The sequence below is a fragment of the Methyloligella solikamskensis genome (assembly GCF_042676065.1).
GTDB classification, from domain to species: domain Bacteria; phylum Pseudomonadota; class Alphaproteobacteria; order Rhizobiales; family Methyloligellaceae; genus Methyloligella; species Methyloligella solikamskensis.
Genome location: NZ_JBHTJO010000002.1, coordinates 1 through 24,478, shown reverse-complemented (window position 1 = coordinate 24,478; position 24,478 = coordinate 1). Strand labels below are relative to the sequence as shown.

22 protein-coding genes are annotated in these 24,478 nt (G+C 63.3%); 11 read left to right on the top strand and 11 right to left on the bottom strand.

Features of this window, described 5'->3' with window-relative positions; all coding sequences use genetic code 11:
• Nucleotides 1-6 precede the first annotated feature (6 nt).
• The 5 genes from ACFQ2F_RS13120 to ACFQ2F_RS13100 all read left to right on the top strand — a co-directional run bounded on the left by ACFQ2F_RS13120 (nucleotide 7) and on the right by ACFQ2F_RS13100 (nucleotide 6,395).
• Nucleotides 7-411, top strand: coding sequence for an ectoine synthase (locus ACFQ2F_RS13120; RefSeq protein WP_379090781.1), 405 nt, complete (start codon nucleotides 7-9; stop codon nucleotides 409-411).
• A 327-nt stretch (nucleotides 412-738) separates the two neighbouring features.
• Complete coding sequence (locus ACFQ2F_RS13115) at nucleotides 739-2,178, top strand: aspartate kinase (RefSeq protein WP_379090779.1); 1,440 nt, start codon at nucleotides 739-741, stop codon at nucleotides 2,176-2,178.
• On the top strand, nucleotides 2,178-3,614 hold the full coding sequence (locus tag ACFQ2F_RS13110) for a sodium/proline symporter (RefSeq protein ID WP_379090778.1): 1,437 nt from the start codon (nucleotides 2,178-2,180) through the stop codon (nucleotides 3,612-3,614). Before ACFQ2F_RS13115 ends, ACFQ2F_RS13110 begins: the two co-directional genes overlap by 1 nt.
• 118 nt (nucleotides 3,615-3,732) lie before the next feature.
• Nucleotides 3,733-5,148 (top strand): MFS transporter, encoded by a 1,416-nt coding sequence (locus ACFQ2F_RS13105; RefSeq protein WP_379090776.1) that lies wholly within the window; start codon nucleotides 3,733-3,735, stop codon nucleotides 5,146-5,148.
• Nucleotides 5,148-6,395: an MFS transporter gene (locus ACFQ2F_RS13100; RefSeq protein ID WP_379090774.1), complete on the top strand. Its 1,248-nt coding sequence runs from the start codon at nucleotides 5,148-5,150 to the stop codon at nucleotides 6,393-6,395. Before ACFQ2F_RS13105 ends, ACFQ2F_RS13100 begins: the two co-directional genes overlap by 1 nt.
• A gap of 10 nt (nucleotides 6,396-6,405) precedes the next feature.
• On the opposite strand, the gene ACFQ2F_RS13095 is transcribed toward ACFQ2F_RS13100, so the two are convergent.
• Both ACFQ2F_RS13095 and ACFQ2F_RS13090 read right to left on the bottom strand, forming a co-directional pair.
• On the bottom strand, nucleotides 6,406-6,885 hold the full coding sequence (locus tag ACFQ2F_RS13095) for a DUF2269 family protein (protein ID WP_379090772.1): 480 nt from the start codon (nucleotides 6,883-6,885) through the stop codon (nucleotides 6,406-6,408).
• A complete protein-coding gene (locus tag ACFQ2F_RS13090; protein ID WP_379090771.1) occupies nucleotides 6,885-8,174 on the bottom strand; it encodes an SDR family oxidoreductase in 1,290 nt (429 codons plus the stop codon). Before ACFQ2F_RS13090 ends, ACFQ2F_RS13095 begins: the two co-directional genes overlap by 1 nt.
• Nucleotides 8,175-8,274: 100 nt before the next feature.
• On the opposite strand from ACFQ2F_RS13090, the gene ppsA reads away from it, so the two are divergent.
• A complete protein-coding gene (ppsA, locus tag ACFQ2F_RS13085) occupies nucleotides 8,275-10,665 on the top strand; it encodes a phosphoenolpyruvate synthase (protein WP_379090769.1) in 2,391 nt (796 codons plus the stop codon).
• A gap of 57 nt (nucleotides 10,666-10,722) precedes the next feature.
• On the opposite strand, the gene ACFQ2F_RS13080 is transcribed toward ppsA, so the two are convergent.
• From ACFQ2F_RS13080 to ACFQ2F_RS13070, 3 genes are all read right to left on the bottom strand, one after another.
• Nucleotides 10,723-11,487, bottom strand: a complete 765-nt coding sequence (locus ACFQ2F_RS13080) for a glucose 1-dehydrogenase (RefSeq protein ID WP_379090767.1) — start codon at nucleotides 11,485-11,487, stop codon at nucleotides 10,723-10,725.
• A 159-nt stretch (nucleotides 11,488-11,646) separates the two neighbouring features.
• A complete protein-coding gene (locus tag ACFQ2F_RS13075; protein WP_379090766.1) occupies nucleotides 11,647-12,297 on the bottom strand; it encodes a cytochrome b/b6 domain-containing protein in 651 nt (216 codons plus the stop codon).
• Nucleotides 12,298-12,320: 23 nt separating this feature from the next.
• Nucleotides 12,321-12,914: a tyrosine-protein phosphatase gene (locus tag ACFQ2F_RS13070; RefSeq protein WP_379090765.1), complete on the bottom strand. Its 594-nt coding sequence runs from the start codon at nucleotides 12,912-12,914 to the stop codon at nucleotides 12,321-12,323.
• A 257-nt stretch (nucleotides 12,915-13,171) separates the two neighbouring features.
• Here ACFQ2F_RS13070 and ACFQ2F_RS13065 point away from each other — a divergent pair, with 257 nt between their 5' ends.
• Nucleotides 13,172-13,684 (top strand): DUF3617 domain-containing protein, encoded by a 513-nt coding sequence (locus ACFQ2F_RS13065; protein WP_379090763.1) that lies wholly within the window; start codon nucleotides 13,172-13,174, stop codon nucleotides 13,682-13,684.
• Nucleotides 13,685-13,801: 117 nt separating this feature from the next.
• Nucleotides 13,802-14,578 (top strand): 3-oxoacyl-ACP reductase FabG, encoded by a 777-nt coding sequence (gene fabG, locus ACFQ2F_RS13060; RefSeq protein WP_379090762.1) that lies wholly within the window; start codon nucleotides 13,802-13,804, stop codon nucleotides 14,576-14,578.
• Between the two features lie 3 nt (nucleotides 14,579-14,581).
• Here fabG and ACFQ2F_RS13055 read toward each other — a convergent pair whose 3' ends face one another.
• Genes ACFQ2F_RS13055 through ACFQ2F_RS13045 form a run of 3 tightly spaced genes read right to left on the bottom strand, consistent with a single transcriptional unit; the run spans nucleotide 14,582 to nucleotide 17,641 of the window.
• A complete protein-coding gene (locus ACFQ2F_RS13055; RefSeq protein WP_379090761.1) occupies nucleotides 14,582-15,262 on the bottom strand; it encodes a haloacid dehalogenase type II in 681 nt (226 codons plus the stop codon).
• A 43-nt stretch (nucleotides 15,263-15,305) separates the two neighbouring features.
• Nucleotides 15,306-16,643: an aspartate aminotransferase family protein gene (locus tag ACFQ2F_RS13050; protein WP_379090759.1), complete on the bottom strand. Its 1,338-nt coding sequence runs from the start codon at nucleotides 16,641-16,643 to the stop codon at nucleotides 15,306-15,308.
• An 11-nt stretch (nucleotides 16,644-16,654) separates the two neighbouring features.
• Complete coding sequence (locus tag ACFQ2F_RS13045) at nucleotides 16,655-17,641, bottom strand: phosphotransferase enzyme family protein (protein WP_379090758.1); 987 nt, start codon at nucleotides 17,639-17,641, stop codon at nucleotides 16,655-16,657.
• Between the two features lie 469 nt (nucleotides 17,642-18,110).
• On the opposite strand from ACFQ2F_RS13045, the gene ACFQ2F_RS13040 reads away from it, so the two are divergent.
• The 3 genes from ACFQ2F_RS13040 to ACFQ2F_RS13030 all read left to right on the top strand — a co-directional run bounded on the left by ACFQ2F_RS13040 (nucleotide 18,111) and on the right by ACFQ2F_RS13030 (nucleotide 21,454).
• Nucleotides 18,111-19,409 carry an ABC transporter substrate-binding protein gene (locus ACFQ2F_RS13040; RefSeq protein ID WP_379090755.1) on the top strand — a complete coding sequence of 433 codons (1,299 nt, stop codon included), beginning with the start codon at nucleotides 18,111-18,113 and terminating at the stop codon, nucleotides 19,407-19,409.
• A gap of 154 nt (nucleotides 19,410-19,563) precedes the next feature.
• Complete coding sequence (locus tag ACFQ2F_RS13035) at nucleotides 19,564-20,436, top strand: branched-chain amino acid ABC transporter permease (RefSeq protein ID WP_379090752.1); 873 nt, start codon at nucleotides 19,564-19,566, stop codon at nucleotides 20,434-20,436.
• The gene (locus ACFQ2F_RS13030) at nucleotides 20,429-21,454 is read left to right on the top strand and encodes a branched-chain amino acid ABC transporter permease (protein ID WP_379090748.1); all 1,026 of its coding nucleotides are present in this window, start codon (nucleotides 20,429-20,431) and stop codon (nucleotides 21,452-21,454) included. Before ACFQ2F_RS13035 ends, ACFQ2F_RS13030 begins: the two co-directional genes overlap by 8 nt.
• Before the next feature lie 460 nt (nucleotides 21,455-21,914).
• On the opposite strand, the gene ACFQ2F_RS13025 is transcribed toward ACFQ2F_RS13030, so the two are convergent.
• The 3 genes from ACFQ2F_RS13025 to ACFQ2F_RS13015 are packed head-to-tail and all read right to left on the bottom strand — an operon-like array spanning nucleotide 21,915 to nucleotide 24,005.
• Nucleotides 21,915-22,559, bottom strand: coding sequence for a hypothetical protein (locus ACFQ2F_RS13025; protein WP_379090746.1), 645 nt, complete (start codon nucleotides 22,557-22,559; stop codon nucleotides 21,915-21,917).
• The gene (locus ACFQ2F_RS13020; RefSeq protein ID WP_379090744.1) at nucleotides 22,525-23,232 is read right to left on the bottom strand and encodes an ABC transporter ATP-binding protein; all 708 of its coding nucleotides are present in this window, start codon (nucleotides 23,230-23,232) and stop codon (nucleotides 22,525-22,527) included. Before ACFQ2F_RS13020 ends, ACFQ2F_RS13025 begins: the two co-directional genes overlap by 35 nt.
• Nucleotides 23,232-24,005 (bottom strand): ABC transporter ATP-binding protein, encoded by a 774-nt coding sequence (locus ACFQ2F_RS13015; protein WP_379090741.1) that lies wholly within the window; start codon nucleotides 24,003-24,005, stop codon nucleotides 23,232-23,234. Before ACFQ2F_RS13015 ends, ACFQ2F_RS13020 begins: the two co-directional genes overlap by 1 nt.
• Between the last annotated feature and the right edge of the window lie 473 nt (nucleotides 24,006-24,478).

The window sequence follows — 24,478 nt, the reverse complement described above, 5'->3', positions numbered from 1 at the left end:
AAATTCATGCTTGTTCGTAAGCTATCGGACATCCGCGCCTCGGACGCGAATGTGAAGAGCGACGGGTGGGAGAGCGCCCGCATGCAGTTGAAGAAGGACGGCATGGGCTTCTCCTTCCACATCACGACGCTCTACGCGGGCGCGGAGCTGCACCTGCATTACACGAACCATCTGGAGACCGTGTACGTGATCGAGGGTCACGGCACGATCGAGGATCTCGGCACGGGTGAGACCCACACGCTGGAGCCTGGCACGATGTACGCGCTGAACAATCACGACAAGCACATACTCCGCCCCGAGACCGATATCATCTGCGCGTGCGTGTTCAATCCGCCGGTCTCCGGCAGAGAAGTCCACGACGAGAACGGCGCGTATCCGGCCGATCTCGATGAGGAGGACGCAGTCTCTTAAGGCTGAATTGCCATTCGACTTTCACTATCCACTGCACACAGGGAAGATTGTCATGAGAGACAGTTACCGATCCCGCTGGGCGGCGGAAGCTGCGGTGAGAGGGAGGACCGATCCTCGAACCGCTGTCATATTCGGCTGCCATAGAGTGCATAGGTCCGCTGGCAATATGACGCGGCACCCTCCGGCGAACGCGTTCTTCGTGTATAATGCGGGCTCAAACCAACTCGCTGAACCGTTTGCCGCCAGCCCTGCCCGGCCGGGTCTTCTGGCTGCGCGCGAGGTTCATCCCATTTATCCCATCGCGGGACGACTTACGGAGCAGGCTGCATGACAGGACAGCATAGCGTCGAGAAAATCGGCGGAACCTCTATCTCCGCCACCCAGACGGTCTTTGACAATGTGCTGATCGCTGGTCGAAAGGGCCCGGAGCTCTACAACAGGATCTTCGTCGTTTCGGCGTATGCCGGCATGACAAACCTTCTTCTGAAGAACAAAAAGACAGGCGAAGCCGGCGTTCATTCGGCGTTCGCAAAGAACGACCGGGAGCATCCCTGGCGGGAAGCGCTGGAGAATGTGCGCAACGCCATGCATGCCCGCAACGCGGAGATGTTCGCCCGGCCTGAGCGCCTGATCGAGGCGGACCGCTTCGTGAACGAGCGGATCGACGGCGCCCGGGCCTGCCTGGACGATCTCGACCGGCTGCGCTCCCACGGACGCTTCCGTCTCACCGAGCAGCTCTCAACCATGCAGGAGATGCTGGCCGGCATCGGCGAGGCGCACAGCGCCTATTGCACCGCGCTTCTGCTGCGAGACCGCGACGTGAATGCGGTCTTCGTCGATCTGACGGGCTGGCACGATCGCGATGTGATGAGCCTCGATCAGCGGATCCGCCGGGAGCTGGACAATATAGATTTGACCACCCAGCTTCCCATCGTGACCGGCTATGCCGGCTGCGAGGGCGGCATGGTGAGCCGCTATGCCCGCGGCTATTCAGAGATGACCTTCTCGCGCATCGCCGTTCTGACGGACGCCCGCGAGGCGATCATCCATAAGGAATTCCATCTTTCCAGCGCCGATCCGAAGCTTGTCGGCGAGGACAAGGCGCGCAAGATCGGCCGCACCAACTATGACGTTGCCGACCAGCTCGCCAATCTCGGCATGGAGGCGATCCACCCCCGCGCAGGCCGTGGGCTTCGCCAGGCGGATATTCCGCTGCGGGTCCAGAACACGTTCGACCGCGAGGACGAAGGCACCCTGATCCAGGGCGACTATGTCTCGGACAAGCCGAAGGTGGAGATCATCGCCGGCGTGCGCTCCATGTTCGCGCTGCAGTTCTTCGAGCAGGATATGGTCGGTGAGAAGGGCTACGACTCCGGCATCCTTGATGCGCTGACCCGTCACAAGGCCTGGATCGTTAGCAAGTGCTCCAACGCCAACACCATCACCCACTATCTCTCCAGCGACAGCGCCACGGTTGACCGCGTGGTCGCCGATCTGGACGAGAAGTTCCCGGCCGCGGCGATCTCGTCCCAGCCGGTCTGCATGGTTGCGGTGATCGGCAGTGATCTCGGTGGCCCCGGCCTCGTCCCGCGGGCGCTGGAGGTGCTGCTCAAGGCGGATGTCGACGTGATGGCGCTGCAGTATCAGATCCGCAACGTGGACGTTCAGTTCATCCTCGATCCGGCCGATTACGAGACCGCCGTGCGCACCTTGCATAGCGCTCTGATCGAAGAAGGGGATATCGGGGGGAAACGCGAAGCGGCGTAATGGTCCTCGCCAGCTTCATTTTCTTTCTGCTGCTTTTCCTCGCCGTGGGCCTTTCCTCGGCGAGACACGCCCGGAAGTCTCGCGAGGACTATTACCTCGCCAGTAGCCAGGTCCCGCCCTCGGTTGTCGCACTGTCGGCTGTTGCCACCAACAACAGCGGCTACATGTTCATCGGCGTGATCGGCTACACCTATGCGGTCGGGCTGGCGGCCGTCTGGCTCATGGTGGGCTGGATCCTCGGCGACTTTCTCGCTTCTCTCTATGTTCACGGCCGGCTGCGCCACGCCACGGAGCGGACGCGGGAAGCCTCCTTCAGCGCGGTGATGGCCCGCTGGAGCGGCGGCGATATGCCGATCTGGCGCCGTCTCGCGGCCTTCATGACCATCGTGTTTCTCGGCTCCTACGCCGCCGCCCAGATCGCGGCGGGCGGCAAGGCTTTGCAGGGCACGCTCGGCTGGGAGCCTGAGACCGGCGCCTGGATGGTCGCAGCCATGGTGCTCTCCTACAGCATCGCCGGCGGAATCCGCGCCTCGATCTGGACCGATGTCGCCCAGAGCCTCGTCATGCTCGTGGCCATGACGGTGCTCTTCATCGCCGGAATTCAGGCGCTTGGCGGATGGAGCGCGACCTTTGAGGCCTGGCGCGAGATCCCCGGCTTCTTCGACCTCACGCCCCCCGACATGTTGGTGCCCGGCATCGCCGGCATCCTGATGTTCGCCGTCGGCTGGCTCTTCGCCGGTTTAAGCGTCATCGGCCAGCCCCATATCATGGTCCGCTTCATGGCGCTGGACAGCGCCGACAGCATGGTCCGGGCCCGGGTCTGGTACTACACCTTCTTCACAGTGTTCTACGCGCTGGCCACGGGCGTCGGCATGCTGGCCCGCCTCTACCTGCCCGATCTGGCAAATCTCGACCCCGAGCTCGCCCTGCCGACTATGGCGGACAAGGTGCTGCCGCCGGTGCTGGTGGGCGTGGTGCTTGCCGGTATTTTTGCGGCGACCATCTCGACCGCCGACTCTCTTGTGCTGAGCTGCTCCGCCTCCTTGACCCATGACATCGTGCCCGGACGGCTAGAGCACCCCTGGATCCTGAAGGGCGCAACGGCGCTGGTGACTTCCCTGGCCCTGGTAATCGCGCTGGGCGGCAATCAGAGCGTCTTCGATCTCGTCGTGCTGTCCTGGTCGACGCTTGGCGTGGCGTTCGGCCCGCTCCTTATCGTCTACGCCCTGGGGCGCAGGGTCTCCGAATGGGGCGCCATCCTGATGATGTTCGCCGGCGTGGCCGTGGCCCTCTATTGGCGCCATGTGGGCCTGCACGAGATGATCTTCGAAGGACTGCCAGGGCTGGTGATCGGCGTGCTGATCGGACTTTTCATATCCAGCCCGATGACGAAGCGGCGCAGAGACGACGCCGAAGAGGCCCTCGCCGAGGGCTGAGATTTGCACTGGCATGGCGATGTGCCCATGCTGGGCGCGATTCAAATTCGCTGGCGACACGTGCGCGCGGCCGGCAAAGCCGAGGGGAAACCCAAGGTGAAACCTAAGGGGGACGCATATGAGCCAGGGCGAACAGCATCCGCATCATCCACATCCCGGAACGGACGAAGCCGCACCGCCTGGCGTGCTGCGGCGGGCCATCGCTGCCTCGTCCATCGGCAATGCGACCGAGTGGTTCGACTACGGGATCTACGCCTATGGCGTGACCTATATCTCCACGGCGATCTTTCCCGGCGATACCAAGGAAGCCACGCTGTTCGCGCTGGCGACCTTCGCGATCTCCTTCCTGGTCCGGCCGTTCGGCGGCTTCTTCTGGGGGCCGCTCGGCGACACTTTGGGCCGGAAGCAGATCCTTGCGCTGACGATCCTGATGATGTCCGGGTGCACGTTCCTGATCGGGCTGGTTCCGTCCTACGAGACAATCGGCATTTGGGCGCCGATCATGCTGATCGTGCTGCGCATGCTGCAGGGTTTCTCGACCGGCGGCGAGTATGGCGGCGCGGCGACCTTCATGGCCGAATACGCGCCCGACGATAAGCGTGGGCTCTGTGGCAGCTTCCTGGAATTCGGCACGCTTGGCGGTTTCTCCGCCGGCGCTTTGATGATGCTCGGCTTCTCGCTGCTGCTCGGCACGGAGACCATGCACGATTGGGGCTGGCGGCTGCCCTTCCTGGTGGCCGCACCGCTCGGCTTCGTCGGCGTCTATCTCCGGTCGAAGATGGAGGACACGCCGGTCTTCGAGGAAATCGAGGAGCATGGCGAGCAGGAGAAGACGGTCGTCGGCGAGCTGGGCGATCTGATCTCGGAATACTGGCCCATCCTGCTCACCATGGGCGGCATGGTCATCGCGCTGAACGTGGTGAACTACACGCTGCTCAGCTACATGCCGACCTATCTCGGCACCGAGCTCGGGCTTTCCACGGACGAGGCCCTGGTGGTGCCGATCCTCGGCATGCTGTTCATGATGATCTTCCTTCCCTTCTTCGGACATCTGTCCGACAGAATAGGCCGCAAGCCGCTCTGGTGGTTCTCGCTGATCGGACTCTTCGTCGCGGTTATCCCGCTCTACCAGCTCATGGCGACCTCGCTAACCGGCGCAATCGTGGGCTTTGCGGTGCTCGGCCTGCTTTATGTGCCGCAGCTCTCCACCATCTCGGCCACATTTCCGGCGATGTTTCCTACTCAGGTGCGCTTCGCCGGATTCGCCATCGCCTACAACGTCTCCACGTCGCTGTTCGGTGGCACGGCTCCGGCTTTCAACGAATGGCTCATCGACGAGACCGGTAATTTCCTGGTGCCCGCCTATCTGATGATGGCGGCCTGCGTGATCGGCGCCATCTCCCTGCTCTTTGTTGTGGAGACGGCCGGCGAATCGTTGCGCGGCACGGAAATTCCCGGCACCGAGGCATCGAAGCGCGAAGTGCTTGAGATGGACGAGGAAGAAATGGCGGAAGGCGCCGGCGCTACTCCCTAATGCTTACTGCGGTTATGCCGGTGCGCACGTTGCTGCTGGCCATCTTCATGATGATGGCGGGCACCGGTTTTCTCTCCACCTTGCTCAGTGTCCGGCTCGAGCGGGAGGGCGTCTCCTCCTTTCTCATCGGTTTGGTCGCCACGTGCTTCTTCGCCGGGCTGACGATCGGCTCCCTGCGCGCGTCCCACGTCATCCAGCGGGTCGGGCATATCCGGGCCTTTGCGAGCTTCGTCTCGATCTTCTCGGCGAGCACCCTGGCCTACGCCTTCCATCAGGATGTGCCGCTCTGGTCGTTCCTTCGCTTCGTCGACGGGTTCTGCTTGGCCGGCGTCTATATCTGCCTGGAGAGCTGGCTGCACGAAAAGGCCACCATGACCACCCGCGGGGCGATCCTGGCCGGCTATACGATCGCGCTCTATTCGGGCCAGGGCTTCGGTCAGTTCCTGCTCAATCTGGGGGACGAGCTTCCCTCCCTGCCCTTCATGGCGGCGGCCGTGATCCTGTCGCTTGCCGTGTTGCCTGTGGCTCTGACCCATATTCCGCAGCCCGACATCACCTATCAGCCGCGCTCCACGATCCGCCGGCTCTACGCCATCTCGCCGCTGGGTCTGGTGGGCGCGACGCTTGCCGGCATGATGCTCGGCGCGTTCTTCGGCCTGGGCGCGGTCTATGCCTCGCGGCTAGGACTAACCCTGACCGCGACAGCCTTCTTCATGAGCCAGGTGATCCTTGGCGGCGTCGTGCTGCAATGGCCGCTGGGCTGGCTGTCCGACCGGTACGACCGGCGCATGGTGATCATCGGCTGCTTCACGGCCGTATTCTTCGTGTCGCTCGCCATCACCTTCGTGGACGTGCCCGACGTGGCTCTGCTGCTGCTCGGCATGCTTTTCGGCGGAACGAGCTTCGCGCTCTATCCGCTCTGCGCCTCCCATGTGAACGATCAGGTGCCCCTGGAAGAGCGCGTCGGCGTCTCCGGCGGTCTGGTGCTGGTCTATTCGGCCGGTTCGGCGCTCGGCCCGATGATTGCCGCGGCGATGATGGGCATCATGGGCGCCGGCGGGTTGTTCCTCTTCATCGGCATTTGCTCAGGCCTGGCCGCGCTTTACGGCTTCTGGCGTGCGCAGACCGGCCAGGCCATTCCGGACGACGCCCAGGGCGCGTTCATGACCTACGCCACCACGACGCCGATGTCGGCCACCCTCGATCCGGAGATTCCGGAGGACTACGTGCCGGCCGATCAGAGCTGAGCGGCGTGCGTCAGCCCACCAACGGAAGCTGGGGCTTGGCGATCATCAGCCAGTAGATCGCAAGAACGGCGGCGAAGGCCGGAAATTCAAAAGCGAACCAGGTGCGGAACAGCCGGTGATAACGCTCCGGCAGCGGCGTTCCCTGCTCCACCGCCTGCTCCGCCAGATCGCGCATCTTCAACTGCATCCAGACCACGGGCAGCCAGAACGCGCCGGTGACCAGGTAGAGCAGGATCGCAAGGACGATCCAGCCCTGATGCAGAGAGTAGCCTGCGCTGAGCGCCAAGGCGATACCGGTGATGGGCTGGGCGATCACTGCGGTGGTGGTGAAGACATAGTCGGCGATCACCACCATGCGCGCGACCGCGGCGATTGTCGCCGGATCTCCCGTGCGGTGGGCGAGCAGCATGAAGAACGCGATGCCGATGCCTGTGCCGAGCAGAATAGCCGCGCCGATGATGTGCAGATATTCGAGAAGCATATGGGCCATCAGCGATCCTCCAGAAGCGCGAGCACGACCAGGTTTAGGGCCATGATGGGCACGACCTTGGTGAAGATGCCGAGCGGCGTCGACCACATTTGCGGGGCAAGGACCGTGCCGACGACAAGATAAAGAATGCAGAGGATGAAAGCGGCTATGAGCGCCGGCCGGGCGGTCGGCCGGTAGAGCATGGCGAGCCCCAAGACGATGTCGGCCAGCGCGCCGCCGATGACGATGGGCTTGGCCAATGCCCCCGTTCCGGCCGACTCCATGATCTCGACCCCTTCGGCATAGCCCGGCCCCAAGGCGATCAGGCCGCTGACGAGCCAGAAGGCGGCGAAGACGATGAGGGTCAGCGGCTTCAGGAAGAACAGCTTTGCGAACCAGCGCTCCTGCACGGAGGGCGGCGTGGTTTCCAGCATTTGCTTCAGAGATTGCGGTTTGATGCCGGTCGCTTCCATCCACGGTCCGGGATCGCCGGTGGAGCCGCGCAGGATCTCCTTGCGGGCCGTGCTGCGCACGGGCGGGCGCCAGCCGAGAGCGCCAGCGAAATCGCCCAGGCTGAATAGCAGGGAGCCGATGGCATCCGGCAACCGTACCGTTTGGGCGGGCGGCCAGCAGAACCATCGGCGATAGGCGGCCACGACCTCTTCGAAGCTGAGCCGCTCCGGACCTGCGAGCTCCAGGACCAGGCGGCTTGGCGCATCCGGCTTCAGGAAGAACACGACCGACTCGACCACATCGTCGAGGGCGACGACCTGCAGCGGTCCGCTCCTCGTGATGAGAGGCAGGATGGGAAGCGCGGCCAGGCCGCGGATTAGGGCACTGCCTCCGTAGGCAGAGCGGCCGAGCACGACCGAGGGGCGCAGGACGACCCAGTCGAGGTCGCGCGTCATCAGGACCTCGTCGCCCTGGTGTTTGCTCTTAGCGAACTCCGTCGGCGAGTCCTCTGCGACCCCGAGGGCGGAGATATGCACGATGCGCCGGATCCCTTCGGCCTCGCAGGCCGCGAAGAGCGCATCGACCCCTGCGATGTGGAGATCGGAGGGGGTGCCCGCGGATCCGGCTTGTAACAGGCCGGCACAGTTGACGACCGCTTCGATGTTACACAGGTGGGGAGTCCAGTCGTCAGGCGACTTGGCCCGCGCCATATCGACAGTCACCTCGCAGGCGAGACCGCGGGGCAGAGGTGACCCGCCAGGCCTTCCAGCGCCCACGACGGCATGACCTTCGGCGATCATACGCGCGCAAATTGCAGCCCCAATAAATCCACTCGCCCCAGTGACTAAAATTCGCACGCTGCCCCCTTTCCTGCTACAGCCGCCTCCAAGCTCTCTGGGCCCATTCTTGCATTGTTCATTCTATGCAGAGTGCCATAAAAAAACTTGAGGAAACGCCATGACGAATTCCGTCCTGTGGTTTGATGAGGTTGGCCGCGACGACGTGGCAACGGTCGGCGGCAAGAACGCATCGCTTGGAGAAATGGTCTCCAACCTGGCGAGCCGCGGGGTCCCGGTGCCGCCGGGTTTTGCCACGACATCGGACGCCTATCGACGCTTCGTCGAAGCCAATCAGTTGGACGAAGAAATCCAGAAGCGCCTGGCCGACTATCAGGACGGTAAGGCCACCCTGTCCGAGACCGGTTCCGCCATCCGCCAAGCATTCCTGGCCGCCGACTGGCCGGAGGATATTTCCGACGCGATCAAGACTGCCTATGCGGAGCTCTCCCAGCGCATGGGACGCGAGACCGGCGACGTGGCCGTACGGTCCAGCGCGACGGCGGAGGATCTGCCCGATGCGAGCTTCGCCGGGCAACAGGAGACCTTTCTCAATATTCGCGGGACCCGGGCGCTGCTCGCCGCCTGCCGCCGCTGCTATGCCTCTCTCTTCACGGACCGGGCGATCAGCTATCGCGAAACCAAGGGCTTCGACCATCTGAAGGTCGCGCTTTCCATCGGCGTGCAGCAGATGGTGCGCTCCGACCTGGCCGGGGCCGGCGTGATGTTCTCCATCGATCCCGAGACCGGCTTCGACAAGCTGGTGGTGATCGACGGCTCGTGGGGGCTGGGCGAGAGCGTGGTGCAGGGCGCCGTCGATCCGGACGCCTACCAGGTCTTCAAGCCGCTCCTCGACAAGCCCGACCTGACCCCGATCATCCATAAGGGCCGGGGCTCGAAGCTGGAGAAGATGATCTATTCGCGCGATAGCGAAGATCCGACCCGTATCGTGCCGACCTCGCGCGCCGAGCAGCTCAACTTCGTTCTGACTGACGAGGAGATCCTCAACCTTGCCCGCTGGGCGGTGGAGATCGAGAGCCATTACGGCTGCCCCATGGATATGGAGTGGGCGAAGGACGGCCGGACCGGTGAGATGTTCATCGTCCAGGCGCGTCCCGAGACCGTGCAATCCCAGCGCGATACGGGCTCCTTCAAGCGCTATCGCATCACCGAGAAGGGGCGCCAGCTCACCTCCGGTCTCGCCATCGGCGGCAAGGTGGTCTCCGCGCCTGTCTGCCTGATCCGCGATCCTTCCGATATCGACCGCTTCGTCGACGGTTCGGTCCTGGTGACGGAGACGACGGATCCGGACTGGGTGCCGATCATGAAGCGGGCCGCGGCCGTGGTGACAGATCGCGGCGGGCGCACGTCCCACGCGGCCATCGTCAGCCGCGAGCTCGGCCTGCCGGCCATCGTGGGCACGGGCGACGCCACCGAAGTGCTGCATGACGAGCAGGACATCACCGTCTCCTGCGCCGAGGGCGAGGACGGCTTCGTCTATGAGGGCGACGCGGAGTTCGAGGAGGAGACCCTCAATTTCGCGGATATCCCGAAAACCGAAACCAAGATCATGCTCAACCTCGCCAATCCGGCCGCCGCCATGCGCTGGTGGCAGCTTCCGGCCGATGGCGTGGGTCTGGCGCGCATGGAATTCGTCATCTCCAACCATGTGAAGGTGCATCCCATGGCGCTGGTGGAGTTCGACCAGCTCGAAGACGAAGAGGTGAAGCGCGAGATCGACGCCATGACCCGCGGCTATGAGAGCAAGCCGCAGTATTTCGTGGAGCAGCTTTCCCGTGGCCTGGCCCGGATCGCGGCTACCGTCTATCCGAACCCGGTGATCGTGCGGATGAGCGACTTCAAGACCAACGAATACGCCAATCTGCTGGGCGGCAGCGGGTTCGAGCCCGAGGAGGCCAATCCGATGATCGGCTTCCGGGGCGCCTCGCGCTACTACTCGCCGAACTACGCGCCGGGCTTCGCGCTGGAATGCCAGGCGATCCGCCGCTTACGCGACGAGATGGGCTTCAAGAACATCCTCGTGATGATCCCGTTCTGCCGGTCCACCAAGGAAGCCGACAAGGTTCTGGAGGTGATGGCCGAGAACGGGCTGACGCGCGGCGAGGACGGGCTCGGTGTCTACGTGATGTGCGAGCTGCCGGCCAATGTGGTTCGCGCGAAGGCGTTCGCGGAACGCTTCGACGGGTTCTCCATCGGCTCCAACGACCTCACCCAGCTCACCCTCGGCGTGGACCGGGATTCCGAAGAGCTCATCGAGCTGTTCGACGAGCAGGACCCGGCGGTGAAGTGGATGATCTCCACGGTGATCGCCTCCGCTCACGAGGCCGGCGCCAAGGTCGGACTTTGCGGTCAGGCGCCGAGCGACCACCCGGAGTTCGCCGACTTCCTGGTGGAATGCGGCATCGACTCCATCTCGGTCACCCCGGACAGCTTCATGTCGGTGAAGCAGCATGTGGCCGAAGCGGAAGCCACGAAAGCCAAATCGCGCTAGAGCCAGACAACCAGGCCCGGCCGGGTTTAAATCCGGCCGGGTTCGAAATCCGCTTTTCTACTGGGCCGTATAGCCGCCATCGATGACGAGCTCGGCGCCGGTGACGAACTTCGCTTCGTCGGAGGCGAGATAGAGCGCGCCATAGGCGATGTCGTCGGGCTCGCCCACATGGCCGATCGGGTGCATGGAGTCGAGCTGCTTGCGTCCCTCTTCGACGCCGACGGTCTCGGCCATCAGCTTCTCCACCATTGGCGTCCAGATATAACCGGGGTGGATGGAGTTCACCCGGATGTTCAGCTTGTTCTTGGCGCAGTAGAGCGCGACCGCCTTGGTGTGCAGCCGGACCCCGCCCTTAGAGGCGTTGTAGGTACTGAGCCCGGGATCACCGATAATCCCCTCGATAGACGAGAGGTTGATGATCGAGCCGCCTTTCGGGTCGTTCTTCTTCATGGCGCGGATGGCGTGCTTCGTGCCGAGGAACACGCCGTCCAGATTGATGCCCATGAGCCAGCGCCACTGCTCCAGGGTGGTGTCTTCGGGAGCGCCTTCCATGGCGACGCCAGCATTGTTCACCAGGCAGTCGAGGCGGCCGAACTTCTCGACCGTCTTGGCGATGACGTCTTCCCACTCGTCTTCCTTGGAGACGTCGTGATGGAGATAGAGCGCATCCGGAATGCCTTCCGCGGCGGCCTTACCCTCTTCGTCCTTGATATCGGTGATGACGACCTTGGCGCCTTCGCGCGCCATCATTTCGGCCATGGCCTTGCCGAGGCCCACAGCCCCGCCGGTGACCAAAACGACTTTCCCATCTACTCGGCCCATTGCGTTTTCCTCCTCGTCAATGACGGCCCCAAGGCAGGCTCGAGACCAGCGGCAATATCCGATTCACATGGGAAGCAAATGTCCGGATTTGAACGTGACTCGGCAGGCGACATGGCCGCAGCCCGGTGCAGATCCTTCGGAGAGGTGCGCGAACGCAGCCTAGTTCGGCCGCTTGTAGCCTGAGACCATCGCGCGGATGAGGTTCTCCCGATAGGCGTAGCTCGCAAAGAGCACGGCGGAGAGATGCACCACCGCCAGGGCCAGGGTGAGATTGGCCACGAGCTCGTGGGTCTCGTGGGTGAGCGCAAGGAGGGTGCTGTGCTGCCCTTTCGGCACCTGGGTGAGGACAAGGCTCAAGGGGCCGGCGCCATCTTCAAGCGCATATTGCACGGCGCCGCTGCCGCAGGTGACGGCGAGGCCGATCAGCAGGGCGACGATCATGACACCGCCTGCGGGGCTGTGACCGAGATGCCGCTCTGCCTTGCGGCGGAGCAGGTCGGAGAAATACCGGAGGACTGTCGAGGGCTTGTAGATGAAGTCGCTGAACCGGGCGTGCTCCGGTCCGACGAAGCCCCAGATCACCCGCAAGGTCACGAGGGTCGCGATGGCATAGCCGGCCCAGACATGGACGACCATGATTTCGTCGCCGGTGATATAGGCGACCGCGAAGAGCAGCACCGTCGCCCAGTGAAAGACACGCACGAACGGGTCCCAGACATAAGTCCAGCCCTTGTCCTGGACAGCCGTCTCGCCGCGCCTTTTGGGATCGTCTTCGAGCAAAGCCGGATCGCCTCCCGTTTCCACCGTCATTCTCCAGCCCTTTCATGATCCTCTTATGAATCCGGGAAGCCGAGCCAGGGCTCAAGCTTCTCAAAGGTGTCGTCCATTGCGTAGATGTTCAGGAATGGCAGCGGGATATGACCGTAGACCGGGGTGAGCTGGTCCTCGGCGCGGATCTCGCCGAGCTTGGCGACCGCGGCAACGTAGAGCGCGGAGGCGAGACCTGTGCGGTCGGCGCCGGAAGAGCAATGGATCAGGAGCGGCTTCTCGGCCGCGGCCATCATGTCGATAAGCTCCGCGGCTTTCGCTTGCGAGAGCTCATGCTTCGCCGACATGCGGAAGTTCAGATGAGTGATGCCCAGCTTCTCCGACTCCGCGAGCTCTGTATCGTACCAGTCGCGGCCTGCATTCTCGCCGCGGAGATTGATAATGGTCTTGATCCCATGAGCTGCGCGATAGCGCGCAATGGCGGCAGCGGTCGGCTGTCCCGAGCGATAAAGCTCGCCAGGGATGACGGCGCGGAAATTGCCCGACAATTCGAGCATGCCGAGATAGGCGCCCATAAGCCCGAGCATGACGAGGGCTCCGATGCCAACACGCTTCGCCTGAAGACCGAACGAGGGCGTGTTTCCCTTCGACGTTTCCATACCGCTCTATCCTCTCTCAGAAGGCCGTGAAGGGCTTCTATCCCCTCGGCGCTCCGTGAGACATGCGGCAACAAATTCCTACTCTGAAACCCTTGTTTTTCAGGCCTTTCGAGCGACGGCGACTATAGCACGGGCGTCCGCTAAGCGAAGTGTCCATGGTCGGGCGGAATGGCAGTGGGGGGTTCACCTTTACACCGCCAGACCGCAAACTGCTCGCGAAGCTTTGCAAGCCGATCATTGTTCAAGGGAGAGATACGATGCGTGCAATCTGGACCGTTTCGGCCGCGCTTTGCGCCGCCGCCCTCTCGGCACAATCCGCCTTGGCCGACGGCCGGCCGGGCCTGTGGGAACAGAAGACCACCATGACCATCGGCGGAGCCGGCATGCCGAAGATGCCCTCGATCCCGGCCGACAAGATGGCCCAGCTCAAAGCCATGGGGATCGAGATCCCCGACTTTTCAAAGCCGCAGACCACCACCATCAAGACGTGTCTGACGGAAGAGGAACTCGCCAATCAGAAGATGCCGAAGCCGGAAGATATGGGCGATTGCACCATGGAGAACCGTCAGATGAGCGAAGATCGGATGAGCGCCGATCTGGTCTGCACGGGAGAGATCCAGGGAACAGGACACATCGACTACGTGTTCGATAGCGAGACTCATTACACGGGCAACATGCAGTTCAATGGCTCGCGTGCGGGACAACCCATCGCGATGACGCACAAGTCGGAAGGGACTTGGCTCGGCGAGGATTGCGGCGACGTCAAATAGCCGCCCCTGCCCGCGCCGTCGCGTCGCGCGGTTTTGCCGGGGGTGCCGCCTTTACAGTGCAACGCTGGTGCCGCAGTCTTGAGGCCGTCGGAACACGAGCTGGGACAAGAAAGAAAAATGTTCAAATCTTTGGAAGGCCGCACGGCCATCGTCACGGGCGGCAGCAAGGGAATCGGGCGCGGCATCGCCAAGCGCTTCGGCGAGGCCGGCATCAATGTGCTGGTCGTCTCGCGCCATCTGGAAGAAGCGGAGAAGGTCGCCAAGGAAATCGGCGATCATGCCTCGGGCTTCCAGGCCGATGTGAGCGATCCGGACGCCTGCGAGGCCATGGCCAAGGCCGCCGCCGACCGCTACGGCGGCATCGATATCCTCTGCGCCAATGCGGGCATCTTCCCGTCGGCCAAGCTGGGCGAGATGACGCCACAGGATTTCGACTTCGTGATGGACACGAATTTGAAGAGCACCTTCCTGTGCGTCTCCGCGGTCCTGCCCTATCTGAAGCAAAAGAAGAGCGGCCGCATCGTCATCACCTCGTCGATCACCGGACCGATCACGGGCTTTCCCGGCTGGTCCCATTACGGGGCGAGCAAGGCGGGACAGCTCGGCTTCATGAAGACCGCAGCGATCGAGCTTGCGCCGAACAAGATCACGGTCAACGCCGTGTTGCCGGGCAACATCATGACGGAAGGCCTGGCCGACACGGGCGAGGAGTATCTGGAAGGCATGAAGGCCGCGATCCCGCTGCACGAGCTGGGCGACGTGGCCGATATCGCCAATGCAGCGCTCTATTTCGCGTCCGACGAGGCGTCCTATGTGACGGGGCAGACCATCGTGGTCGATGGCGGTCAGGTGCTGCCGGAGTCGCCGGAAGCCCTCGACGAAATGGATAGCTAGCGCTCAGCTCGCGCGGGAGACCATGATCTCGCTCAGCTCGACGAGATCCTTCACCACGAGATCGGGTGGCGGGGCCAGGGGATAGAGCGCCTGGCCCGGCCGTGCGACGAAGACGCCGTGCATGCGCGCGGTCTTGATGCCGGCGATGTCCCAGCCATGGGCTGCCACCATCATGGCTTCTTCCGGATCGACATCCATCTGATCCAGCGCCCAGTCGTAGACGGCGCGGTTGGGCTTGTAGATCTGTAGGCTCTCCACGGTCAGCAGCCGGTCGAAGAGATCGGACAACCCGGCGTTCTGGAGCTGGCGGGCGACCATGGCGTCCGACGAATTGGTCAGGGTCGCCAGGATGAAGCCCTCCTTCTTCAACGCTTCCAGGCCGGGACGAACATCGGCATGGGGCGGCATCGACGCGAAGGGCTCGGAGATGGCGGCCTCCGCGTCGGGCTGAGTGAGATGGATGCCGTTGGATTCCGCCACCATGATCAGGGCCGCGACCCCGACCTCACCGAAGGGATGGAAGTGGCCGGTCGCGCTTTCCACCAGCGAGTGATGCAGCATGGTGGAAAACCAGAGCGGCAGGAGATCGTCCCGGCCGCCGAGAGAGTCGGCCACGGAGCGGCGCATGCTTGCGAGATCGATCAGGGTCTCGTTGACGTCGAAGAAGATGACCTTTGGTGTCATGACATTCTCCTAATGCCGATTGTCCCTTATGACGTTCGCCCGCTCATGACGATTGCCTTTGCAGGACGTCGAAGAGGCTCTCCAGGAAGAAGTCGACATGTTCGGTTTCGAGGCAGAGCGGCGGGCGGAGCTTCAGGATGTTGCCGTCGGCGCCGGCAGCCCCGATCAGCACCCCCTCCTCCTTCATGGCATTGATCACGGCGGTCGCCATGGCGGGATCGGGATCGGTGGTGCCGGGCTTGCTGAACTCAATGCCGATGAACAATCCGGCGCCGCGGACATCGCCGATGCACGGGTTGAGCTGCTGCATGGCGTCCAGGGCCTGGCGGAAATAGCTGCCGATCTTCTCGGCGTTTTCCAGCAGGCCCTCCTCCTCCAGCACATCGAGAACGGCGAGGCCCGCCGCCGCGGCGACCGGGTTACCGCCGAAGGTGTTGAAGTAGCCGGTCTCATCGCAGAAGGGCTGAAGGATCTCCGGCCGGGTGACGACGCCGGCCACAGGAAAGCCGTTCCCCATGGGTTTGCCCATGGTGACGATATCGGGCGTTAGGCCGTGGCGCTGGAAGCCCCACATATGGGAGCCCGTGCGGCCGAAGCCTGGCTGGACCTCATCGCCGATGAAGAGCCCGCCGGCGTTGTGCACGACCTCGATGGCGTGCTCCAGAAAGCCCGGCGGATCGGCATAGATGCCGTCGCTTGAGAAGATGGAGTCGGCGATGAAACCGGCGAAGGGAATGCCCTCTTCCTCCAGCTCGCCGATGGCTTCCTCGATCTGGTCGGCGAAGCGCTCGCCTAATTCGTCGGTGGGGTCCCGATAGGGATCTGGCGCCGGCAGCGCGCGCACATGGGGCGGCAGGGCGCGGCCCTTGAACGAGGCGGGTGAGACCTCGGACACCGCGGCGGTGTTGCCGTGATAGGCGTTCTCGGTGACCACGAAGCCCCGTCCGCCGGTAAAGAGCTTCGCCAGCCGAAGCGCGATGTCGTTGGCTTCGCTTCCGGTGCAGGTGAACACGACATTGGAGAGCGAGGCCGGATAGGTCTCCAGCAGCCGCTCGGCGTATTCGTGGATGTTGTCGTAGAGATAGCGGGTGTTGGTGTTGAGGGTCGCCGCCTGCTTCGCGATGGCCTCGACCACCCGAGGATGGCAATGGCCGACCTGGACCACGTTGTTATAGGTGTCGAGATAGCGGTTGCCGTCGGCGTCGTACATGAAGACGCCTTCGGCCCGGACGATGTGGAGCGGTTCCTGATAGAACAGCACGGAGGACGCGCCGAAGGTCGCCTCGCGCCGTTGGACGAGATCGGCAAGCGCCGGATCGAGGGATCCGCTGTCTTCGGCATCGAAGCGATTGAGCGCCAGAATCTGCTTCGTATCGGGCATTGTCTTCAGCCTCAGCCGTTCTCGGCGAGATAGGTCTCACCGAGAGCGACACTTCCTTCCGTATAGGGCACGCCCATGGACTTGGCGGTCTCCGTTTCCCCATGAGAGGCGATCCAGGCGGTGAGCTGCATTCGCCGGAGCATAACGAACATGGGAAGCGCCGCGGCGATCTCGTCGGAAAGCGGGGCCTGCTTGCGGTAGCCCTCGACCCAGGCCGCCATGAGATCGGGCAGATAGGGCTCGTGCTCCAGGAAACTTACCGCGGCGGCGAAGTCGTAGGCGTACCAGGAGAAGCCGCAATCGTCGAAATCGATCACGCCGAGACGGTCGCCATCGACCAGGAGATTGGCCGGGCGCATGTCGCAATGGATCAGACCGAAGCGGTCCTCGCCGGCCCCGAACGCATCGGTCTGCTTGCGGAGCAGCGCGGCGGTCTTCTCCAGGATCGCATGGCCCTCTTCGGTGAGGCCGGGGGCTGCGGACCACTCGCCCCACAGGGCGCCATCGCCGATGATGGTGTCGAAATTCCAGGTCTTGCGAGTGAAGCCTTCGGGCTTCTGCCATTCCCGAGCATGGGTATGGAGGCGCGCATTGATCTCGCCCAGCTCGCCGTACCACTTCACCAGATCGTCCTCGGCGTCGGGCTCCTTGCCGGACATGAAGGAGAAGGCGGCGATGTAGCGGGTCGCTTCACCGTCTGAGAAGGACGACAGGGGCGACCCGTCCTCGGTCGGGATGGTGCGGGGTGTCTCCACGACGCCGTCTTCCCGCAGGGCCGCGACCCAGGCGAGCTCGGACCGTATCTCCTCCTCGGTATGATAGTCGGGCCGGTGAACGCGGAAGATGGTCTTCTCGCCGTTTCCATCTTCGGCGAGATAGGTCGCGTTCTCGGAAATCTCGAGGAGGGAGACCTTGGCATCCTGCGGCAGACCCCATTGGGGGAGCGATTTGCGCAGGCCGGATTCGAGCCTCTCCAAAAGAGCGTCTTGATAAAGCATAGGCGGGCCGTTTGCTGTTTTTCTACGGTGCTTTCAGCATCGCCGAACCGACGCCCAATGTAAAAGGGGATAGGCGCAGACGCGTCCCAAACCCGCACCGTTCCCCTCGAAAATCCGAGGCTGACGATACGCGCCTGCGGGGCACCTCATCCCGTACCCCCTTCGGGTTACCCCCAGAAGAGGATTGTTGTTTTCCGGGAGATTCTCAGAGTCGAAGAGGTGAGTGAACTTGTCGCACTCGGCCGCCCGGCGAACCGCAAACTGCCTTGTTTCCCGAGGTTTTCGGCGTCCAACCGGGACGGGAGTTCGACGTAAACGACCCAGCGCTTGCGGGAAAGAGACGCCAGAGCCGATGGGCACTCGATCGCCCCGCAGCTCGACAAAACCGACCGTCAAGCCGTCCAAAACAGGAGTGCCGGCCTCCGGCCCAGTGAAAATCGCGCTCCGGGTCCGATAGGGAGGGATCAAGGTGAGGAAACTCGGTAAGGGCGGCATGGACCGCCGTCAATTTCTGTCAACCACGGCCGCAGCAGCTCTCATGGCCAGCGTCTCCATGCCGAAGATTGCCTTCGGCGCGGAGAAGACGGTCAAGATCGGCTTTCTCGCACCGTTGACCGGCGAGGTCGCCGCCTGGGGTAAGCCCGGGCTCGACGGCTGCAAGATCTGGGCTGACTGGGTGAACGCCGATGGCGGCATCAAGGTCGGCGACGAGATGATGAAGGTCGAGTTCGTTTCGTACGACGACGAATACGACCCGAGCAAAGCGCGCGCCGGCGCGGTCAAGCTGATCAAGGAGGACGAGGTCAAGTTCATCATGATGCTTGGCGGCGACCCCTGGCCCGGCGCTTCGCCGGTTGCCGAACGGGAGGAGATGCTCGTCTCCACCCTGCTGCCGAGCGATCTGACGCCCGAAACCACCATGCTGCTTGCGCCGTGCGAGGTGCATCCGATCTACAACGTGACCGGCGTGGAATGGCTCGCGGAGAACAAGCCGGATCTGAAGACCGCGGTGATCTGCGCCCAGGACGACGCGCTCGGCAAGCCTTCAGTGGCGACCTATCTCGCCGCGTTCGAGGCGGCGGGCATCGAGGTGCTCGACGAGCCGATCTTCTTCGACCCGGCGACCACGGACTTCGCGCCGATAATGTCGAAGATGCTGGCGCTGAAGCCGGACATCATCTGCCTCGACACCTGCTACGCCGACTACGTGCATCCGCTGACCGAGCAGGCCTTCCAGCAGGGCTTCAAGGGTCAGATGATCTCGTGCACGGCGGATTTCTACGAGAAGATGGTGGAGAAGACCTCCAAGGAATTCATGGAGGGCTTCATCTTCCAGTTCCCGGATTTCGACGATCCGAAGCTGAACGAGCCCCATGTGAACTTCAAGCGCCCCAACGATTTCTATCAGGAATATCTGAAGCGCTACGGCGCGGGCGAGTGGGGCGCCGTGTCCTGGGAATATGCATCGATCATGGACCTCTGGGCTGACGCCGCGAAGAAGGCGGGCACCACGGAGCCGACCGCCGTGCTGGCCGCCATGAAGGAAGGCGGCGTCGGCAAGCACGCCTTCGGCGAGGCCGACTGGTGGGGCGAAGAGCTGTTCGGCATCGACAACGCGCTGGTCGGTCTTTGGCCGGTCGTCGCCATCCAGGACGGCAAGGCGAAAATCCAGGACTTCAAGTCCATCCCCGACTGGTGGGGCAAACACAGCGAGCTCCTGATCAAGCACATGAAGGCGCTCGGCCAGATGTACTATCAGCGCAGCTGAGGCTGATGACCATTGGCCTCTCCCGCTACCGGCGCACAGACGGATTGCGCCTGGCGCAATCCGGACAGCGGGAGAGGCCGCCACTTCTTCGAATGACATTCTGGTGTTTCGCCGGGCGGCTCTCCGTCCGCCCGGCACAAGACGGAGCTTTACGATGACAGCCGAGCTGTTCTTTCAGACGGTGGTGAACGCAACCTATGCCGCGAGCTACATGGCGCTGATCGCGGTCGGCTTCGTGCTCATCTTCGGCGTCATGGGGGTCATCAACTTCGCCCATGGCGAGCTCTATATGGCGGGCGCCTATACGGTGGTGGCGCTCTACGCCGATATGGGCCTCCCCTTCTTCCTCGCCGTCGTCGTCGGTCTGATCTTCGTGGGCTGTCTCGGCCTGCTCATGGAGGTGGGCCTGTTCAGACCGTTACGGGATAATCCGCTCGGCGGGCTGATCGCATCGATCGGCTTCCTACTCATCCTCCAGACGACCGCCATGCTCGGCTTCGGCGTGCGGATGGAGAACGTGCCGCCCTCCACCCAGGACAAAATCGTCTTTCTCGATGGTGCGGTGCTCACCTATCAGCGTCTCTACGTGATCCTTGCCGCCATCGGACTCTTAGGCGCGCTGTGGATCTTCCTGCGCAAGAGCAAGTTCGGCTGGTCGCTCAGGGCCTGCGCCCAAGACCGGGAAGCGGCCGCGCTGCAGGGCATCTCGATCAACCAGACGGCGCGGATTGCCATGTTCATTGGTGCGGGGCTTGCCGGCGTGGCCGGCGCGCTGACCGCGCCGCTCGTCTCGCCGACGCCCTTCATGGGCCACTCGGTGATCGTGACCGCCTTCATCATCATCATCGTGGGGGGTATCGGGTCCCTGGAGGGGGCGGTGCTCGTCGCCATCCTGTATGGCTTCGTCTACACCTTCGTCACCACGATGTATGACGGGACGCTCGCCAACATCGTGGGGCTCCTGCTCATGCTGGCGGTCCTGATCGTAAAGCCAACCGGACTGTTCGGAGCCAAGGAACGTGCCTAAGCCTGAAACCAAAACCTCCAACAACATCGGCTGGCTTATCGGCTTCGGTGTGCTGGCCGCCGTTCTGATCGTGCTGCCATTTCTCCTGTCGTTCTCGCAGCAGGAGATCTTGGTGATGCTGGTGATCAACGTGCTGCTGGTGTGCAGCTACCGGCTGCTGACCCTGACCGGCGAATGGTCCCTGGCCCATGCGGTGATCATGGGCGTGGGCGCCTACGGCTCCGCCCTGTTCGCCAAGGAGCTCGGGGTGCCGGTGCCGATCGCCATGCTGCTCGGCGCGAGCGTGGCCGGCTTCGTGGCCTTCCTGCTCAGCTTCCCGCTCTTCCGCATGAAGGGGTTCTATTTCCTGATTGGCTCGTTCGCCGCGGGCGAGGTGATCCGGCTGATGTGGAAGTGGAGCGATCTCACCTTCCTGTTCGGCGGACCCAAGGGCATCAAGCGGATCCCGGCCATGCCGGACTTCTTCGGCATCGATTTCTTCGAGCCCGTGAACTACTACTATCTCTGCCTGATCGTGGTGTCGGTCTCGCTCTTCATTCTCTATCGCATCGAGCGCTCGCGCATCGGCCTCACCTTCCACGCCATCCACTGGCAGGACAGGCTGGCGGAATCCGTCGGCGTGAACACGTTCCGCTACCGGATGCTGGCCTTCGTGATCTCTGCGTTCTTCGCGGGCCTCGCCGGTGCGCTCTATGCCCACTATGTGGGGGCGGTCGCACCCAACCGGTTCGATGTGGAGGAGATGGTCTACATTCTCATCTGGGCCATCGTCGGCGGCACGGCGACCTTCTACGGTCCGATCATCGGCGTGGTGACGCTGACCATTATCAACGAGGTGATCCTGCGCGGTCTCGGGGTCGACGAGATGCGGCCGATGCTCTACGGCGCGCTGCTGATCGCCTCCATCCTGTTCCTGCCCGACGGGCTGGAAAGCCTGGTACCGAAGACCAAGGCCTGGCTCGCCGGCCGCAAGGAGCGGCGGGAGGCCACGCGCACCGAAGAGGTGCCTGCGGAGTAGGCTTCGTCCGGGCCTCATGGTTCGAGACGCATTTGCTGCGCAAATGCCCTCACCATGAGGAGCAGCGCAGCAGACTTGAGAGGTTGCTCCTCACCCTAAGGGCGCGCGAAGCGCGCGTCTCGAAGGATGCAGGCCCGGATCCAGAGAGAGAGAGAGAGAGCGTCATTACCGGGCTTAACCCGGCAGTCCATGCCGTTCCTTCTCAACTTTCTCCGTCCTTCCAGTGACCGCTGAGTTCGCTGCGCGCTAACGGCGTGGATGCCCGGATCAAGTCCGGGCATGACGCTGAGTGTGGGGCCGGTCGCTAGCCACACGTTCACTCGTCATCCTGAGGTGCTCGGCGTGCAGCGTCGAGCCTCGAAGGATGAGCGCCGAGTTCCGGCCACGCCTCCTTCGAGGCGCGCTGCGCGCGCACCTCAGGATAACGTGGCACTACGGCCGCGACGATTGCTTGCTTAGCTCAGGAGACGAGAAGCAGGAGGCTGGCACCGAGAAGCTTGCGGGTATCGTTGAGCATGGCCGGCCGCTCGCGCATCCAGGTGGCGAGCATGGTTTCGGCCGGCACTTGCGGAGACGCAGGGTCGCCCGACGCGAGCCTGTCGTTCAGGCGCTGCAGCCGGCCGGTGGACTCCTCGGCGATCTCCTGCCAACGCTGGCGCCAACGTGCGCGATAGGTCTCCCGGTGAAGGGCTTCCATACGAAGATGGAACATGGAGCTTCGCGCCGAACGCGGCGCGGTGAGCTTGGCGATCCAGGGCTGCGAGCCGCGCCAGGTGTTCAGGGCCTTGTCGACAAGCGATTGAAGTGCGGCCGCGTCGCCCTCGATCGCGAGGCAGATACCGTAATTGGCGAGGCTCGTGCCGAGCCGTGGATCGATGGGCTCGAAATTTTCCCGGGCGAGCTGGAGCGCGCGGCCTGCGTGCTCAGCGGCGGTGGCGTAATTATCCCGGCTGAGCGCATCGAGGACCGCGGCTGAGGCCTCTTCCCATTGAAGATCGGCCTCGCGCCAGCCGGCATTGATCATCTCCTGGGTCGACCAGGATTCGGAGAGTGAAGGCATCCGCTCGGCCTTACGCTCCGAGATAGGCGCGCCGGACATGCTCATTGTCGTGCAGCTCCTTAGCGGGGCCCTCCAGGGCGATATTGCCAGTCTCAAGTACATAGGCGAAGCGGGCGAGCTTGAGGGCCAGCTCCGCGTTCTGCTCCACGAGAACGACGGGCACGCCGCGCTCCATGATGTCACGGATGATACTGGCCATCTCGTCGACCATGACGGGGGAAAGTCCCATGGAGGGTTCGTCCAGGATCAGCATCTTGGGCCTGGACATGAGCGCGCGGCCGATGGCGAGCATCTGCTGCTCGCCGCCGGAGAGCGACCGGCCCCACTGGCTGCGGCGTTCCTCCAGACGGGGGAAGCGCCTGAAGACGTCCTTCAGATCCTTCTCGATCTCGGCGTGATCCTTGCGGAGAAATGCGCCGGTGCGCAGATTCTCCTCGACGCTGAGATCGGGGAAGATGCGGCGGCCTTCCGGTACATGGGCGATCCCCAGAGCGACGATCTTTTCCGGCGGCAGCTTGTCGATGCGCTGGCCGTCGAAGACGATCTCTCCCTTGCTGATCCGGGTGAGGCCGGAGATGGCGCGCAAGGTCGTGCTCTTGCCGGCGCCGTTCGCGCCGATGATGGTGACCATGCCCTGATCGGGAATGCCCATGTCGATGCCCTTGAGGGCGGCGACCTTGTTGTAGTGGACGTGAACGTCGCGGAGCTCCAAGAGCATCAGGCTGCGCTCCCCAGATAGGCTTCGATGACATGCGGATTGGCGCGCACTTCCTTGGGGCTGCCGCTGGCCAGTAGCGTGCCGAAATTCATCACGGTGATGTGGTCGCACAGCCCCATCACCGCCTGCATGTCGTGCTCGATCAGGACGATGGTCACGTCCTGCTCGTCTCGTACCCGGTTCACCAGGTCGACCATGCGCTTGGTCTCTTCCGGGTTCATGCCGGTGAAGGGCTCGTCGAGCAGCATCAATTGCGGATCGGCGGCCAGCGCCACGGCGAGGCCTAAGGCCCGCTGGTGACCGTGGGAGAGATTGGCGGTCAGCTCTTCGGCCAGACCGTCCATGCCGAGAAAGGCGAGGATCTCATGCGCCCTCTCGTCGGCCTCCTGCTCCACGGCGCGGTCCGTGCCCAGAACGCGCTGAAGAAAGCTGGCCTTGGCGCTGCGGTGACGGCCGAGGCGGACATTGTCGATCACGCTCAGCTCATGAAACAGGGTCGTGCCCTGGAAGGTGCGGATGAGACCGAGGCTGGCGAGATCGCTTGTCGCCCGGCCCGAGATATCCTCGCCCGCATAGACGATCCGCCCCCTGGAGGGCGGATAGAAGCCGCTGATGACATTGAAGGTGGTGGTCTTGCCGGCACCGTTGGGCCCGATCAGCCCGTGGATTTCGCCCCGTCTGACCTTAAGGCTGAAATCGTCGACGGCGACGATGCCGCCGAAGTTGCGCCCCAGATTGTGCACTTCGAGGATGTGTTGCTCGCTCGTGGTCATCTGCCCGCCCGGCCTTCGGTTGCGATAGATGACCAATATCACGGGCCCCTATCCCGGGGCATTCATCGAAGTTCGTACCTCTTTCGGGTTAGCCGCGAGGGCGCTTCCGGAACGATCCGCGTAGAACCGCGGCGATCGGGCGATGCGGCCTATCCCTAAAGGGATAACCCACCATGGCAATTGGCAGACACGCGAAAATCCCAAGACTCGGTTGAAGGATCGCCATGGTTGCGATCCCCCATCGATTTCCACTGAGGGAGTGCCGTTCGGAGACCATCCTAGACACCGCAAAAATGCGGGCGCGGCACCGAGCGGCAGCAATCTGAACGCAAGCTAATAAGAGAACGATGAGGAGCCGTGTTATGAGCGAGCGCGTATGCGTTATTGGGGCTGGTCCGAGCGGGCTGGCGGCGCTTCGGGCATTTGAGTCTGCGAAGCAGAAGGGTGCGGATGTGCCTGAGATTGTCTGCTTC